This window comes from Ructibacterium sp. SJQ-7, assembly GCF_054696575.1.
The window spans coordinates 1,278,083-1,293,829 of record NZ_CP195193.1; the positions used below are offsets into that span (position 1 = coordinate 1,278,083).

The 15,747-nt window shown below is 36.2% G+C and carries 16 protein-coding genes and 2 pseudogenes; 5 read left to right on the forward strand and 13 right to left on the reverse strand.

Annotated elements, in window-relative coordinates; genetic code table 11:
• Positions 1-18 precede the first annotated feature (18 nt).
• From ACSAMO_RS05805 to ACSAMO_RS05840, 8 genes and pseudogenes are all read right to left on the reverse strand, one after another.
• A complete protein-coding gene (locus ACSAMO_RS05805) occupies positions 19-165 on the reverse strand; it encodes a hypothetical protein (protein ID WP_308455973.1) in 147 nt (48 codons plus the stop codon).
• Between the two features lie 169 nt (positions 166-334).
• On the reverse strand, positions 335-1,486 hold the full coding sequence (locus tag ACSAMO_RS05810) for a hypothetical protein (protein WP_412275283.1): 1,152 nt from the start codon (positions 1,484-1,486) through the stop codon (positions 335-337).
• 104 nt (positions 1,487-1,590) lie between these two features.
• Entirely contained in the window at positions 1,591-2,823 is a 1,233-nt protein-coding gene (locus ACSAMO_RS05815; protein WP_302628594.1) for an HD-GYP domain-containing protein, read from the reverse strand.
• Positions 2,824-2,845: 22 nt separating this feature from the next.
• Entirely contained in the window at positions 2,846-3,001 is a 156-nt protein-coding gene (locus tag ACSAMO_RS05820) for a rubredoxin (protein WP_022231129.1), read from the reverse strand.
• Positions 3,002-3,110: 109 nt separating this feature from the next.
• Entirely contained in the window at positions 3,111-4,097 is a 987-nt protein-coding gene (locus tag ACSAMO_RS05825; protein WP_022231128.1) for an L-lactate dehydrogenase, read from the reverse strand.
• The gene (rbr, locus tag ACSAMO_RS05830) at positions 4,081-4,623 is read right to left on the reverse strand and encodes a rubrerythrin (RefSeq protein ID WP_499210093.1); all 543 of its coding nucleotides are present in this window, start codon (positions 4,621-4,623) and stop codon (positions 4,081-4,083) included. The genes ACSAMO_RS05825 and rbr overlap by 17 nt, the downstream gene beginning before the upstream one ends.
• Before the next feature lie 42 nt (positions 4,624-4,665).
• Positions 4,666-5,346 (reverse strand): annotated as a pseudogene (locus ACSAMO_RS05835) (flavin reductase family protein); the annotation flags it as partial.
• Positions 5,258-5,656, reverse strand: coding sequence for a Fur family transcriptional regulator (locus ACSAMO_RS05840; protein WP_022231126.1), 399 nt, complete (start codon positions 5,654-5,656; stop codon positions 5,258-5,260). The gene ACSAMO_RS05840 and the pseudogene ACSAMO_RS05835, both read right to left, overlap by 89 nt.
• A 279-nt stretch (positions 5,657-5,935) precedes the next feature.
• Here ACSAMO_RS05840 and ACSAMO_RS05845 point away from each other — a divergent pair, with 279 nt between their 5' ends.
• The 4 genes and pseudogenes from ACSAMO_RS05845 to ACSAMO_RS05860 all read left to right on the forward strand — a co-directional run.
• Positions 5,936-6,988 carry a hypothetical protein gene (locus ACSAMO_RS05845; protein WP_022231125.1) on the forward strand — a complete coding sequence of 351 codons (1,053 nt, stop codon included), beginning with the start codon at positions 5,936-5,938 and terminating at the stop codon, positions 6,986-6,988.
• 37 nt (positions 6,989-7,025) lie between these two features.
• Positions 7,026-7,211 carry a helix-turn-helix domain-containing protein gene (locus ACSAMO_RS05850; RefSeq protein WP_178832539.1) on the forward strand — a complete coding sequence of 62 codons (186 nt, stop codon included), beginning with the start codon at positions 7,026-7,028 and terminating at the stop codon, positions 7,209-7,211.
• A 168-nt stretch (positions 7,212-7,379) separates the two neighbouring features.
• Positions 7,380-8,981 (forward strand): recombinase family protein, encoded by a 1,602-nt coding sequence (locus ACSAMO_RS05855; RefSeq protein ID WP_499210029.1) that lies wholly within the window; start codon positions 7,380-7,382, stop codon positions 8,979-8,981.
• Positions 8,956-9,111 (forward strand): annotated as a pseudogene (locus ACSAMO_RS05860) (sporulation transcriptional regulator SpoIIID); the annotation flags it as partial. The gene ACSAMO_RS05855 and the pseudogene ACSAMO_RS05860, both read left to right, overlap by 26 nt.
• A 34-nt stretch (positions 9,112-9,145) precedes the next feature.
• On the opposite strand, the gene ACSAMO_RS05865 reads toward ACSAMO_RS05860, so the two are convergent.
• Together ACSAMO_RS05865 and ACSAMO_RS05870 are read right to left on the reverse strand one after the other, a co-directional pair.
• Entirely contained in the window at positions 9,146-9,448 is a 303-nt protein-coding gene (locus ACSAMO_RS05865) for a hypothetical protein (RefSeq protein ID WP_022231122.1), read from the reverse strand.
• Positions 9,449-9,807: 359 nt separating this feature from the next.
• Positions 9,808-10,539, reverse strand: coding sequence for a YebC/PmpR family DNA-binding transcriptional regulator (locus ACSAMO_RS05870; RefSeq protein WP_337599560.1), 732 nt, complete (start codon positions 10,537-10,539; stop codon positions 9,808-9,810).
• Positions 10,540-10,690: 151 nt separating this feature from the next.
• Between ACSAMO_RS05870 and ACSAMO_RS05875 the strand changes: the two genes are divergently transcribed.
• The gene (locus tag ACSAMO_RS05875) at positions 10,691-12,001 is read left to right on the forward strand and encodes an alpha-amylase family glycosyl hydrolase (protein ID WP_337600925.1); all 1,311 of its coding nucleotides are present in this window, start codon (positions 10,691-10,693) and stop codon (positions 11,999-12,001) included.
• A gap of 226 nt (positions 12,002-12,227) precedes the next feature.
• On the opposite strand, the gene ACSAMO_RS05880 is transcribed toward ACSAMO_RS05875, so the two are convergent.
• From ACSAMO_RS05880 to ACSAMO_RS05890, 3 genes are all read right to left on the reverse strand, one after another.
• A complete protein-coding gene (locus ACSAMO_RS05880) occupies positions 12,228-13,241 on the reverse strand; it encodes a stalk domain-containing protein (RefSeq protein WP_337868841.1) in 1,014 nt (337 codons plus the stop codon).
• 113 nt (positions 13,242-13,354) lie between these two features.
• Entirely contained in the window at positions 13,355-14,491 is a 1,137-nt protein-coding gene (locus ACSAMO_RS05885) for a hypothetical protein (RefSeq protein ID WP_499210030.1), read from the reverse strand.
• Positions 14,492-14,511: 20 nt separating this feature from the next.
• Positions 14,512-15,657 (reverse strand): ATP-binding protein, encoded by a 1,146-nt coding sequence (locus ACSAMO_RS05890; protein ID WP_022231117.1) that lies wholly within the window; start codon positions 15,655-15,657, stop codon positions 14,512-14,514.
• Positions 15,658-15,747: the final 90 nt, after the last annotated feature.

Sequence of the window (15,747 nt, forward strand, 5' to 3'; positions counted from 1 at the left end):
TTCTCTGCTCTATAATTTTTATGTATCCGTATCCTCACCGCAAACTTCTTTAATAACCGTGCGGGCAAGGCTTTTTGCTATTGCGGTTGCAAGAACGTCCCTTATATGTTCTTTTATCCGCTCGTCTACTTCATCTATTGTTATAACTTTTTGTGACTTGTCCAACGTACCTCCCCCTTTCCGTGATATGTTATAATATGCAATGCAGATTAAAATAATAACAAAATTATCATATATACTGTGCCACATGTGACATGATGCCACACTGTAATATGCCTATAAACCGCATAAATACTATATTTGACACACCTGTCACACTTGGCACACTTAAAATTTATTTATTATTTTCAAACTTTTTGCGGTCGAATCTCATTAATCCGCTTCTTGACCCGTTAATAGTTTTTTTGACTTTATGACGCCCGTCTTTAGCAGGTATTAAATACCCTTTTTTAATTAATTTTGTTTCAAGTTCTCTTTTGGGCAAAGAAAATCCATCATCTGCTTTCCGCAAAAATTCATTTGCTTTTGCATATGCCTCTTCCCAGATAAGATAAATATAAATTCCATCATAATAACCAATACAATTATTAGAACAAGATGCTATATTCTTCTTACCCTCTTGTATTTCTGAAAGTGAAACCTTATTTGAGGCTCTCATTACATTAATAGTGTCAACAAAAAGTTTTGCTTCGTCTTTTGAATGAAGTTCTTCTTTTTGAAGTTTAATCGATTTTTCAGTGGCAGAATTAAAAATTTTTTTGTATTTTTTAAGACGCTTAAGGGATACCTTATACTTATCGCAAATAAATTCTAAAAACATTTCAAACCCCGCCTGCATCCATGCAACATTTTCAGGTATTCGATTATGAATCTGACCAAGTTTAATATTTTGTTTTCGGAAATTTTTAAATTTCCATTCGAGTGATTTCATATAAGACCATTTTTCAGAACATATCCAACCTAAATAGTCTGTAACAAACCTCACAAGGCAATGTTTTTGTTTCTGAACTTTGGACAAGTTTTTTTTATCAATCTCACCAGATTCCAGTTTATACAGAAATGCACGCGCTATATCCGAACTATCGGTTAATGGCTGAAATTCAGCAGTAATTGCTGACAAACAACACGGTTTACTATTTTTAACCGAATCACCTTGCATAACGTTTCTACCTGTATCATCGCCGACAGCTCGTGTAATGCTTTCGCATTTTCTCACAACTTCATCATTTCCGTATTTAGATGGTGCACCGTCATCAAGCAAGCATACACAATCACGAAATTGAGTGCATGCATAGTGAATCGCCGGCAATGTTGCTACTTTAATATTTATTGGAGCCTTAGTATAATACTCTTTAAAAATGCCCCAAATATGTTTTGCAATCGTTGATTTAAATGTACCTGTGCTGCCATATAACAAGAAGGCAAAACGAGGTTTATCATTTTGATATTTTGAAAAAGTAAAACTTAGAATCAAGAATGCAAGCATTCACATATATACTATATGTTTATAACTTCGGAAAAGCCAAAATAAAAAAACTGCGATATATTACTTTTCTCAGTAATTATATCGCAGTTTTTTATTATAGTGTCTTAGATTATGTTGAAAAATTCTCTGATTTTGTTTGAGATAGTTGAATCGATAAAACCTTTCTGTGCCATGTCATCAAGTATATCACATGTTTTTTCATGCGATAATCCTTTCTTATATGGTCTGTCCTCGGTAAGCGCTTGATAAATATCAATGCAAGCCATGATACGTTCCGGCTCATTTAATTCATCAGCAGTTTTTCCAAAAGGATATCCTTTTCCATTTAACTTTTCATGGTGAAAAGCCGCCCAATCTCGTATTTCCTCAAAATCATCAATATCTGATAATATACGATACGTATACCCAGCATGATTTTTCATTTTAGAAAATTCATCATCCGTGAGTTTATCTGGTTTTTCCAAAATCTCATTGCCTATTGCCATTTTACCGATATCATGCAAAGCACCAGCCAAATACATTTTTTGCGTATTTATTGTGTTAAATCCCATATAGTTAGCAAGCAGAGATGCTTTTTCAGCTACTCCTACAGAATGCCTGCTGGTAAAAGAAGATTTATAATCTATAATATTTGCAAAAAAGTCTGCAACGTTTTTACATGTTTCCCAGTCAAAAACTTGTTTTTTTCTTGGAATAATCCCCCATAGATTTGTTTCAAAAGAATCATCACTTAAACACATAAAGGATTCTTTTGTGAAGGCATGACGAAAAGCGTTCACACATTCGGAGTCAAATAAACAATCCTTATTTTTTGAAAGATACTGACATATAAAATTCCATCTCTGCCCATTAAAGTCCTTACTGTTTCCGATAATATCAATCATATCAGCCAAATGAATTATCCTTGCAAACAATGGAATTTCCCGCCATGTCTTTTGAAATGGACCGGTTCCATCCGCATGCTCATGGTGATATAATATAGCGTTTGAAACATCTGTTTTAAACGGAAGTTTTGAGATATTTTTTTCACCATAAATACAATGAAGATGTTTTTTCTCCTCTGATAAATTATTTTTGATATAAACATCGGAATGATTTTGTAGTTCTTCCGAAATATATTGGGTTAGGGCATTATCATGCAACAAAGCACACATGGCTAAATCTTGTAACGCATCACTTTTGATTGACCAATATTCAGCCATACGTACACTTATATAAGCCACTCTTTTTCCATGTTTATTTTTTACATTTACAAGTTCTGCTTCGATGCAGTCCAATGCATAAGAACAAGCTCCTACCAATCCAACAATATCTATACTAAGTGGCTCTACTTTCATATATATATCCTTTATAATCAAATTAAGCTTCTGAAAACTGATCTTTTCCTACAAAACATAACGGACATTCAAAATCCTCCGGAATATCCTCCCATTTTGTACCGGGTGCAATACCACCTTCCGGGTAGCCCTTCTCCTCATCGTATTCCCATCCGCAAACATCACATATGTATTTCATTCGTTGTTCCTCCTTATAAATATATTAATGCACAGCCTATATTGCTGTTATATTTGTGTTATTATGTAATCTTAATATGCATATTCCATTTTATTCTATCTGCAAAAGTTTATAGTTCAATTTTTTCTATAATTTTTTTCAAAGCATCAGCTGATTCCTTAAGCTTTAATGCTTCCTCGCCATTCAAATTAATAGGTACGTCTGACTCAACACCATTTGCACCTACAATAGCCGGCATACTCAATGAAACTCCGTCAATGTCATATATACCATGAATCATGTGAGATATTGGGAGTATTGATTTCTCGTCTCTCATAATCACTTCACAGATTCTTTTTACAGACATCGCAATTCCATAATATGTAGCATGCTTTTTATTTATAATTTCATAAGCACTATTCTTGACCGCTGTCGCTATTTCTTCCGTATTTTCCTTATGCTTGTAATGCCCACGCATTTCACACATTTCACTTAACGGAACACCAGATACATTGGCTGATGACCATGCTACAACTTCACTGTCACCATGTTCTCCTAAGATAAATGCATGAACACTCCTGCTATCCACCGATAAATGCTCACCAAGCTTATATCTTAATCGTGCACTATCTAACACTGTACCCGAACCAATAACTCTGTTTTCCGGAAGTCCTGATAACTTTATGGCTACCTGAGTAAGAATATCTACCGGATTAGCGACTACCAACATGATACCTGCAAAATTCCTCTTTGCTATTTCAGGAATAATTGACTTAAATATTGCTACATTTTTATTTACAAGATCAAGTCTTGTTTCTCCCGGTTTTTGTCCTGCTCCGGCAGATATGATAACGATTGCAGCATCAACAACATCATCATAATCACCGGCATATATTTTCATTGGACTGGCAAATGGTATTCCATGACTAATATCCATCGCTTCACCATCTGCTTTATCCTTATCTGCATCAATAAGAACAATCTCTGTAAATAATCCACTTTGCATAAGAGCAAATACAGATGCGGAACCGACAAAGCCACAGCCTATCATTACTGCTTTTTTTGAATTAATCGTTTGTTTCTTCGTAATAATCTCCCCCTTAATAATTTTCTTCATGCACTTCAAAATAGCTCTGTGGATGATTACATACTGGACATACCTCCGGAGCCTTTGTTCCTACCACAATATGTCCGCAGTTACGGCATTCCCATACCTTAACTTCACTTTTTTCAAATACCTGTGCAGTTTCGATATTCTTAAGAAGAGCACGATATCTCTCTTCGTGGTGCTTTTCAATCTCTCCTACAGCTCTGAATTTTGCTGCAAGCTCATGGAAACCTTCTTCCTCCGCCGTTTTTGCAAAGCTCTCATACATATCTGTCCACTCATAATTTTCGCCTTCCGCAGCTGCCGCTAAATTTTCTTTTGTATTACTAATCCCTGCCAATTCCTTGAACCACATCTTTGCATGTTCTTTTTCATTATCTGCTGTTTTTAAAAATAAAGCTGACATCTGCTCATAGCCTTCCTTTTTCGCTACAGATGCAAAATAAGTATACTTATTTCTTGCCTGTGATTCTCCTGCAAATGCCTCCTGTAAATTTTTCTCTGTCTGTGTTCCTGCGTACTTGTTTGCTGCCATTACTTTTACCTCCGTTTTCTTTACTACTTTTTCAAAATCTGATGCCGGGTGCTTACATAAAGGACATATAAAATCATCCGGTAGTTCTTCACCTACATATTCATATCCACAAATTCTGCAACGCCATATTGGCTGACCGTCCTCCGTTTTTCCAACGTTCTCTGGCTTAATATTATTCTGGTAATAATCATATGTGACAGAAGGTATATTACTTAAAACTTCCATATCGGTTATCTCACCGATAAACATTGTATGTGAACCCAAATCCTCTGTTTTAATAACTTTTACAGAAATATATGCATTTGTACCTTCCGTAATATAATAAATATCATTTATACCCCTGTCACACTTTTTAAATGTTTCAAATTTATTGGTATTTCTTCCTGATTGAAAGCCAAAATGTTTAAATAATTCAAACTGTGCATTCTGACTCAGAACTGATACTGTAAATTTTCCGGTTCTTTCAATCATATCATGCGTGTAATTTGTCTTATTGACGCATATACTTAATTGGTTTGGTTCCGAAGCTGCCTGAATCGCTGTGTTAATAATGCATCCATTATCTTTTTCAGCTTCCCTTGCAGTCAATACAAACAGTCCGTAACTCAGCCTATACATTGCTTTTCTATCCATGTTATTCCTCCTTTGCCTCCTCCCTGCATTTTGGGCAAATGCCTTTAAATGAAATATCGTAATCCAAAAATTCAATTCCGTGAGTATCATGAATTTTTTTCATCAAATCCGGTATTTCATCCATATCCACATCTGATACATCACCGCATTTTACACACCTGACATGGTAGTGATTTTTCAATGTAAAATCGAATCGGTTTGGTCCCTCCGAGACTTCAACTTTCCTCAAAGCACCTTCCTCTACCAATATATCAAGATTTCTATATACAGTTCCTTTTCCGATTGTAGGATATGATTCTTTTATAAATTCATACACTTCATTTGCTGTAACATGTCTTTTCATCTCATATACAGCATTTCGTACTAAGTCTTTCTGAATGGTGTTTCTTCTACTTGTCATTCGTCCTCCTTGTTAGGATTTATTATTAATTAAGATTATATATCATTTTTCTTTTATTGTCAAGGAAAATATCAACAATTACTACTATCAAATATATATTTAAACCGACTTTTATCTCTGCACTCACTTCACCATCTCCGATTATACATCACCTGTCATTATATAAGTATAAATACTTTACCAAATAAAAATATAAAAAATAATATTAAGATAACAATATAATACTAATATCGTATTATATATAAACCAATAATGCGGTAATACTAAGGAGGTAATAGTATGAATTTTCATACATTTGAACTAAGTTACAAGTTATCCACTGATGATGTGCGTATTGTATACAATGAATTATATAATGCATCCGGACAAAATTACAAACCCAAAGATGATTGTGCTGTTTTCAACGCATTACAAGATTACGGTATCATAATATTTATAAAAAAATACAAACAAGATGAATATAATCATCATGTCTTATATTATAGAATAAATCCAAGACGTGTATTGGAAAACCACAACTATATTGGAATATTTAATTCTAAAAACATTGATAAACTTATAAAGAAATTTAATATATTGATAAAAACCGTATCACCATTTTTACCTGAATTTGATTCTTGCAATATATCAAGAATTGATTATTGTAGCAATGTGGAACTTAATGATCAGGCAGTAATTGATTCTTACATAAATTTATTAAAACGAGGATATTTCCCGAGCAAATATACCATAAAAAAATATAAAAACGAAAAATCTAAAAGAAATACCTTATCAAAGAATGGTATTACCATAACCGGAAATAACGGTATTGAAGTCACCTACTACAACAAATATCGGCAGCTAAAAGAAAAAAATCCTAAATGTCGTTATATTGATAATTCAAAAAAAATTATAAGAATTGAAATACGTTGTTTTAAAAAGAAAGTCAGACATCTTACAAAGAAATTCAAATGTACTTCTGCATCTTCCTTTTTAAAGGAAAGTGATATTATAGGAAAATACATTTTCAAGCATTATGCAAATATCTTCTATGGCACAGGTGATTTTTATAAACTTACCGATATATATGCCATGATTGATAAATCATCATGCAAGAAAAATTCAAAGAAATTGATGAAAGAGCTTGTAAAGTCATCTGCTACTCACAGCAGTTTAGATATGGCGTTTGATATACTTAATTTCAATAAATCTCAGATAAAAGCCATACTTAAAAAGTTTAATAAAATCGGTGTGAGTCCTGTCGTAATTCCAAGGCGCTACGAATTTGATACAATCAGAAATCCTTTAGACTTGGCATTGGAGTATTCCGATTATGATGATTTGTGCGTATAACATACAATTAATATTTTACGAATGGAGTTGACGTATAATGTCAGATAATTATGAAATATGGACCACTGATGAAGTTATGGATTATCTTCTTGTCGGAAGAAACACTTTGTATAACCTACTGAGGAAAGGTAAAATCAAAGGCTTTAAAATCGGCTCATGTTGGAAAATTCCCAAGAAAGCCGTAGACGACTATATCGCTTCTGAAAGCGGAATAAATACATAATGGTATCGCAATAAACACAAAATGGTGAGGTACGTCCTCACCATTTTTAATGTTTGGTGATACTTTATCTAATATTATTTACAAATTTACATTGTACTATTGTATTTCAAATAATTCTATGATATACTTCTTTTAAGATATTTTAGAATTAACAGAGAGGGTGTTTAAATGGACGCAGTGGCATACATCAGGGTTTCTACAAACAAGGAAGAACAAGAGCTAAGTCTGGAAAATCAGCGTGAATTTTTTGAAAAATACGTTGGCAATCGTAACGACACGCTCATTCGCATATACAGTGACAAAGGCAAATCAGCCACCAAAATGAAAAACAGAAAAGATTTACAAAGGCTTTTGAGTGCGGCAAGGCGTGGCGAGTTTCAGCGTTTATATGTCAAGGACATAAGCCGTCTGTTCAGAAACACTCTTGACTTTATAACGGTTTCAAGGGAGCTTGCAAATCTCGGTGTTCAACTGCACCTTGTAAATATGGGTGAGGGCAAAGATATTGACATGTTTACGCTCAACCTTATGGCTATGATTGCGGAAAACGAGAGTCAGAAAATCAGTGAACGTACAAAATTCGGCAAGCAATTTAGCAAGGAGCGAGGTATTGTTCCGAATTTTGTTTTTGGCTACGACAGAACAGACAAATACACTCTTGTACCCAATCCCGAAGAAAGCCGTTGGGTACAGAAAATCTTTGACTTATACACCGAAGAAGAATGGGGTATGGCGAAAATTGCAAAATTTCTTTACGAGTCACACGTCAAGACAAAAAAATTAAAAGACGGTCAACCGAATTATAATTGGAGTCAAATTTCTGTCGGCAGAATTTTAACCAATCCGATTTATATAGGCACTGTCATTAACGGTAAAGAGAGTATGAAAGATATATTTACAAGTCAGCGACAAAAAAATCCTAAAGAAGAATGGTATGTATCGGAAAGACCGGAATTTCGCATTATATCGGACGAGCAATTTGAAAAGGCACAGCAAATAAAAGAAAAGAACGCAAAACAATACTGTCAACGTGAGAAACGCAGTAACAAGCATTTATTTTCAAACCTTATAAAATGCAACAGCTGCGGTTTTTCATACAGACGGTACCAAAAGCAATACTCCCCTAATCGCCCGCCTAAAGTTTGGTGGACTTGCTCAAAACGCAGCTCATACGGCAGCGGCAGATGTGATTCCGAATACATCCGCATTGATGAAGATTGGTTGAAATCGGCTTTGAATACATTGTTTAAATCATTGCTTAACGACCGAGAAAGCTTTTTTACACTTGTCGAAACAAGGTGCAACAGTATAATCAAAGAATACATCAGAAATACAAGCGGTATTGTGTTGGAGGAAGTCGAAAACCGTCTTGACGAATTAAAACAGGAACGTGAACGATTAAAAACACTTGCCGTAAAAGCACTTATTACAATGGACGAGGCGGAACACGATATGATTCCTATAAACGAAGAAATCGAAAAATTGAGTTTTCGTCTTAACGAAACAAACAAGACACGAGAAATCACTCAAAAAATCAAAGCAAGTATTCAAGCATTTCTTAACACATTCAGTGCATTTGATTTTTCGGGAAACATCACAAACGAGGAATTGAAAAAGGTTGTAAAAGAAATTCGTGTTGTTTCAAAAAACGAGATATATGTTTACTTTAACATAGCCGAAGATATTGAGGGACTGAACTTCCCTATCAATATTTCAGACGTAGTTGAAATCGACACTAATAGTAACAACCGTGCACAAAGATGTACATGAACGACTTTATAAAATAAACCCTGCACTGTACAAAGAAGCACAGTCGGTTTTGGAGCAGAACAAGGCAGAACGTCACATTCGTGGGGGTATGGCAACAAAGGAAAAATATTTGCTTGAAAAATTAAAATAAGAAAAACGGTGTTCACGACGAACACCGTTTTAAATTATACAAACATCGAAACAAGAAATACGGCTGATATTATTATAAATACAATATGCAGCCAAAATATTAAATTAACCGCATTGTAGTTACCGTTTTCCATACATTGCTTTATTATTTTTATAAGCACAAGCGCCGCACCGAATATGATTGCCGGCAGAAAGAAAAATCCTAATAATCCGCCGCCGACAGATGTGTGTGACAGTATGAATTTTAATACTACAATATAATACGCACAACCGCTTAAAAGTGCAAATATGAGCATTCCCGCTGTGCTTTGCAATAATTGAATAATCTTGTTCTTCATAATATAATCCTTTGTTAATGTTTGTGTTTAAAACCCGCAAATTTCAATTCAAGTTAGTTGGTATAGATGTACAGTTTTTCACTGCCGACGTATTTTTATACTTCAAGTTTAAAATATTGTGCAGATATGCTACCAATAACTCGAATTTTAATTCAAGCAAGTTTTAGTTTCGTTGTGCTTTTTTAAGTCGCAGGCGTATGTTTATACTTCAAGACTTAAAAAATGTGCAAATAGGCTGAAAAACCACTTAAATTTTAATTCAAGCAAGTTTTAGTTTAGTTGTGCTTTTTTTAAGTCGCAGACGTATGTATATACTTCAAGACTTAAAAAATGTGCAAATAGACTGAAAATTGCTTGAATTAGTCTTCTGAAGGCATATCCCAGTTGTGGTATACATCCTGTACATCATCATTGTCTTCAAGCATATCAAGAAGCTTGGTCATTGCATTGATTTGACCATCTTCTGTAAGTTCAGTCATTGTTTGAGGAACCATACTGACTTCGGCAGAAGAAATAGTATACTTTTCCGCAAGTGCGTCACGAACAGCACCCATATCAGACGGAGCTGTCACGATTTCTGCAACGCCGTCCTCTACTTCAATATCATCTGCACCGGCTTCAAGAGCGTCCATAGTGATTTCATCTTCGTCCATATCTTCATTTTCGATAATGATAATGCCCTTTTGGTCAAACATAAAGCTTACGCAACCTGTCTGTCCCATATTACCGCCGTTCTTATCGAATGCGTGACGTACGTCTGCGGCAGTTCTGTTTCTGTTATCTGTAAGTGCGTTTACGATTACCGCAACACCTGCAGGTCCATAACCTTCGTATGTGATACTTTCGTAGTTATCACCGTCTGTATCGCCTGCCGCCTTTTTAATTGTTCTGTTTATATTATCGTTAGGCATATTATTTGAACGAGCCTTTGCGATAGCGTCTTTAAGACTTGAGTTATTATCCGGATCCGGACCGCCTGCCTTTACGGCAACTATAATTTCACGAGCGATTTTTGTAAATATCTTAGCTCTTTGGGCATCGTTTGCACCCTTTTTACGCTTAATTGTACTCCATTTTGAATGTCCTGACATAATTAAAACTCCTTTTAAATTTGTTCATACTAATTTATTTTATCACATTCTATGCGGTTTTTCAAGTTTTTTCTATAAATATTTTCTTTTTATTGACGTTTATACTGCACAGATGATATAATAAATTATAACCATTAAGGAGGCCGGAAATATGTGGGCATATGAAAGTGTATTTTATCAAATTTATCCGTTAGGATTTTGCGGTGCACCGTTTGAGAATGACGGTATTTTAACGCACAGAATTTTAAAAGTAAACGATTGGATTGAGCATATAAAAAATCTCGGAGCGAATGCAATATATTTTTCACCTGTATTTGAATCGGACACACACGGTTACAATACTCGTAATTACAAAAAAATCGACTGTCGTCTTGGCACAAATGACGACTTTAAAGAAGTATGCAAAAATCTACACAAAAACAACATCAAAGTTGTTCTTGACGGCGTATTCAACCACGTCGGACGAGGATTTTGGGCATTTCAGGACGTTCTCCAAAACAGGGAGAACTCACGTTACCGCGATTGGTTCTTTATTGATTTCAACGGTAATTCAAATTACAATGACGGTCTTTGGTACGAAGGCTGGGAGGGTAATTTCGACCTTGTAAAAATCAACCTTCGCAATGAAGAAGTTATAAATCACATCTTTGAATGTATCAAACTATGGATTGACGAATTTGACATTGACGGTTTACGTCTTGACGTTGCGTACTGTCTTGACAAGGATTTTCTAAAGAGATTAAGAAGTTACACTGACAGTTTAAAAAATGATTTTCTTCTGCTCGGCGAACTTCTTCACGGTGACTACAATCAATTTGTCAATGACGATATGCTCCACAGTTGCACTAATTATGAATGTTACAAGGGTATTTATTCAAGTTTCAACAGTATGAATATGTTTGAAATTGTACACTCATTGTTACGTCAATTCGGACCTGAACAGTGGACACTGTACCGTGGCAAGCACCTATTGAGTTTTGTTGACAACCACGATGTTTCAAGAATTGCAAGCATACTTACAAACGAAAAGCATATACCGCTTACTTACGGTATGATTTTCGGTATGCCGGGTATTCCTTGCGTGTACTACGGAAGTGAATGGGGTGCAAAAGCACATAAAAACGAGGGTGACCCTGCACTTCGTGTATGCTTTGATGAGCCTTTGGACAACGAACTTTCAGAATTTATATCAAAACTTGCAATGGCACACAAAAACAGTAAAGCATTGTGCTACGGTGATTTCCGTTCGGTTGTTTTACAAAACAAGCACTGTATATTTGAAAGAAAATGCGATGATGAACGTGTTCTTGTCGCTATCAATGCAGACGAAAATCCTGTTACAGTGCATTTTGACGCCGGTTGCGGTACGGCTGTTGACTTAATCAGCGGTAATATGCACGACTTCGGCGGCGGCAGTGAATTACCGCCTTACAGTGTACAGTATTGGAAAATGGAAAGATAATACAAAAGCCTGTCGACAAAATGTCGACAGACTGGCAGAGGTCGAGAAATTAGTTTGGATTTTGTGAAAATGAACTCGTCGGCGTACATTGGTACGTTAGAGTTTATTTTCGCAAAAAGTGCACAGGCAAGCCATAGGCTTGCCTGTTATTTGTTACAGCTATAAATTAAATTTTGAAATATAAAAATAATGTTTTGCACGTTCCGGACAATTTGTCGGCACTCTGTTATTCAACCAAATATACATCTTTGTATACAACACCGAGTGCCACTGCCATTGAATGAGTCGGCACAGCCATATCAATATGATATTCACCTATACCGCTGCCGGTATCTTCGGCGTGTCTGTAACCATAGCCGTCAACATACACCCAACTTAATTTAGGAATAATTTTAGGGTTCACCGCAATGGTCTGACCGGGAATAAGCTCACCCGCCCAGGCGGTATACGCTCCCCAACCGCCGTTACAGATTGAACAAGGGCAATAATGCGTAATCTTAAACTTACCCAAATATGTACCGAGTTGCTGATCATTGTCAACAGGCACATCCTCAATATCTATACTCGGATTTGAGTTGTCGGCAAGATTATCTGCGCTGTATTTACCGTTTCCGTGGTTCGGAATTATTGCAAGTCCCTCGGGAATACCTATTTCCTCGGGGATATTAACTTCCGCACAAAGCTCATCTTGATACCATTTAACATCAAGTCCGAACATTTCCATAGAATCACGTATCGGTATCATAAGCGTACCGTCCTCTATGAAAACAGCCTGCGAAACCATTTCATAATCCTTACCAAACGGCACATTATCGCCGTCAGAATCGGTAAAGTTATACCTAATAACAGCGTTGCTGTCATTAAGTCTTAAAGCTGCCGTTATACTTGTCGGCGTCATATCCAACCCCAAACCGTCAATTTTATTAATCGCCTCTGACGCAAAACGTTCTATCGGTCTGTCCGAATTTGCGTCTGCTTTAAGCGTCAAAAGTGCGGTCTGAGTCGGTTGGTCCCATTCAACCTCCATACCGGCAGCCTCCGCCATTGCCCTTGCGGGCGTCAATGTTCGGTTATCGATTTGTATAGGTTTCGTATCCGTAAAATTTATGTAACTGACGTCATTCGACACAATCCCATTCATTCTTACACTTATATCACCGTCAGCGAACACTGCGTTAATATTTCCTACCACCAATACCGCTGATAAAACTGCCAAAACAGCTTTCTTTAATTTTTTCATTTTTAATTTCCTCCTACTCTCTTTCTACAATTTTACAATCGTATAGGATTTGTTGAGTTACATTAATTGTTGAGCCTGTCTACAAAACCATAGAGGGTTTGCAGACAATCTGATTAATCATTATAATTTTCGTATACAACTATATCCGTTGCCGTTCCGTCAACCACTCTTACAAGTGCGTAATTATAGCTGTAATCGTTTGTGAAATCTATTGTATTGTCCTTATCGAAAGTGCTTTTCGGAATTGTTGAAGTTATATCGCCAACTGACGCAATTTCAACTTCATTCTTATTCGATACATCGCAAGTATAAACTATTGTATCTTTCTTTGTATCAACTTCGATAACATTGTCTGTACTGCCGCTCTTGTTTATCAAAGTAAGTGAATTTGAACCCACCTTACCGATAAGTCCGAATGCGTACTGATATCTGTCGCTTGACGCTTTTTCACCGTACTTCATAAGCTTCCATTGATTTGCAACACTTGAGCCGTTTTCAGTAATTAACTTTTCAAAGTCAGTGCCGAAATCCTGACTGCCCGTAATTATATCTTCGTCCTGCGGTCTGTAAATAAAGTACATATGATTTATTCTTGTTCCGGCAACGTTTGATGTAAGGCTGATAACGTCACCCTCCTCAAGATTTCCTGCGTCTTTGCCTTTCATAAACGAATAAGCCTCCGAAGAAGTTTCAAATGTAACATCATTTTCAATCAACGTCTTTATTTCCTTGCCCTGTGCAAGCAAAGTAACGGCATACATATCTTCACCGTCTTTTGTAGTTGTTTCAACTTCCTTAACAACCGCCGGTGCATAAATTGCGTCTGTTACTTTTTCGTAAATTGACGGTGTGTCCGTTGACGGCTTAGTTGTCGGTACCGTTGTTGCAGACGGCTTTTCTGTCGCAGACGGTGTGGCTGTCGGTGTTACAGACGGTGTGGCTGTCGGCTGAACATCATCACTTACGCTGACTTCTTTTATCTCTTTTGAATTTACAAAGTAAACCTTTGTTTTCATCCCCTTATACTCTTTAGGTATATCGGCACTGAAATTGCCGTCCTCAGACTTATACATATTGCTGTAGCAAAGCTTGCCGTTTTCGTCATAGCACGAAACAACGGCAATATTTTCGTCTGTCTGTTCAAATGACAATACATTATCCGTATAATTTGCATTAATGTTTTCGGCAAAAGCAACTGTTGACATCATTGCCGAAACTGCAAGTGTAATAGCTATAATTTTCTTTTTCATTATAAACTTCCTCTCTGAATTTATTTTGCAATATAAGACGTTACAAACTGCTTTGCACATCTTGCACTGCGGCCTCCGTAGTTCATCTGCCATACTACCGCCTCTTTTTCAATATCCGCATTCATTTGGATATTGTGCTTTTTAAGCATTTCGGAAACGATATTAAGATATTCTTTTTGGTTAGGTGCAGAGAATACAAGACTGATACCGAAACGTTCCGAAAGTGAAAGTGTTTCCTGCATTTGGTCGTTTACGTGGATTTCTCCGCCCTCTCTGTCTGACCAATTCTCTCTTATTAAATGTCTTCTGTTTGACGTTGCATATATAAGCACGTTTGTAGGATTAGCCTGAAGTTGTCCCTCCATTGCAACCTTTAACGCTCTGTACTCTGTTTCGTGTGATTCAAAAGTAAGGTCGTCAAGGAATATGATGTACTTATTCGGGCTTTCAGCCAACACCTTTGAAAGTGACGGTATATCCTTTATACAATGCTTAGGCATTTCGATAATACGAAGTCCGTCATCACAGAACATATTTAAAAGTGCCTTTACAGATGATGATTTACCAGTACCTCTGTCACCGAACAACAATACGTTATTCGCCGCTTTACCGCTGACAAACGCTTTTGTATTATCAATCAACACTTGTTTTTGATACTCAATACCGACAAGCGAATCAAAAGTAATATCATCAGTATTCGATACTCCGATAAGTTCGCCGTCATATCTAAACGCATTATACTTAGCCAAAATTCCGCTGCCGAACTTTCTGTAATGCTCAATAAGCAAATCAAGAAGTTCCTGTGCCGACTTTGACTCTGTTATCGCTCTGATTGATGCCACATATCCGTTACTGAATCCGATAGGATTACCTGACGGTGCGTACTTAATTTGAGTTGAAAACAGCTTTTTATAAATCTGCTCAATATCAAACTTCGCAAGTCTGTAAAGGTCGTCTCCGATAAATTTACCCGCCTGTGCAAGACGTGATAAAATATTATCGTCATTCGCAAGACGTGTTGCAACGTATTCTTTTATTGCACTGCTTGTAACGCCCTCTGTTTCGGAAAATTCGATAATGTTTCTTAAAACGATAACATTATCCTTTTCCAATATCCCCTTTATACATAGGTCATCTTCTATTTTATTAAATATACATAATTCCAACTATGTTCACCTTCCAAATATCTATATCTCGTTTGATTATAGCACATTATCAAAAGAATTGCAACAGCAGAAGTTACCTCAAATTTGTTG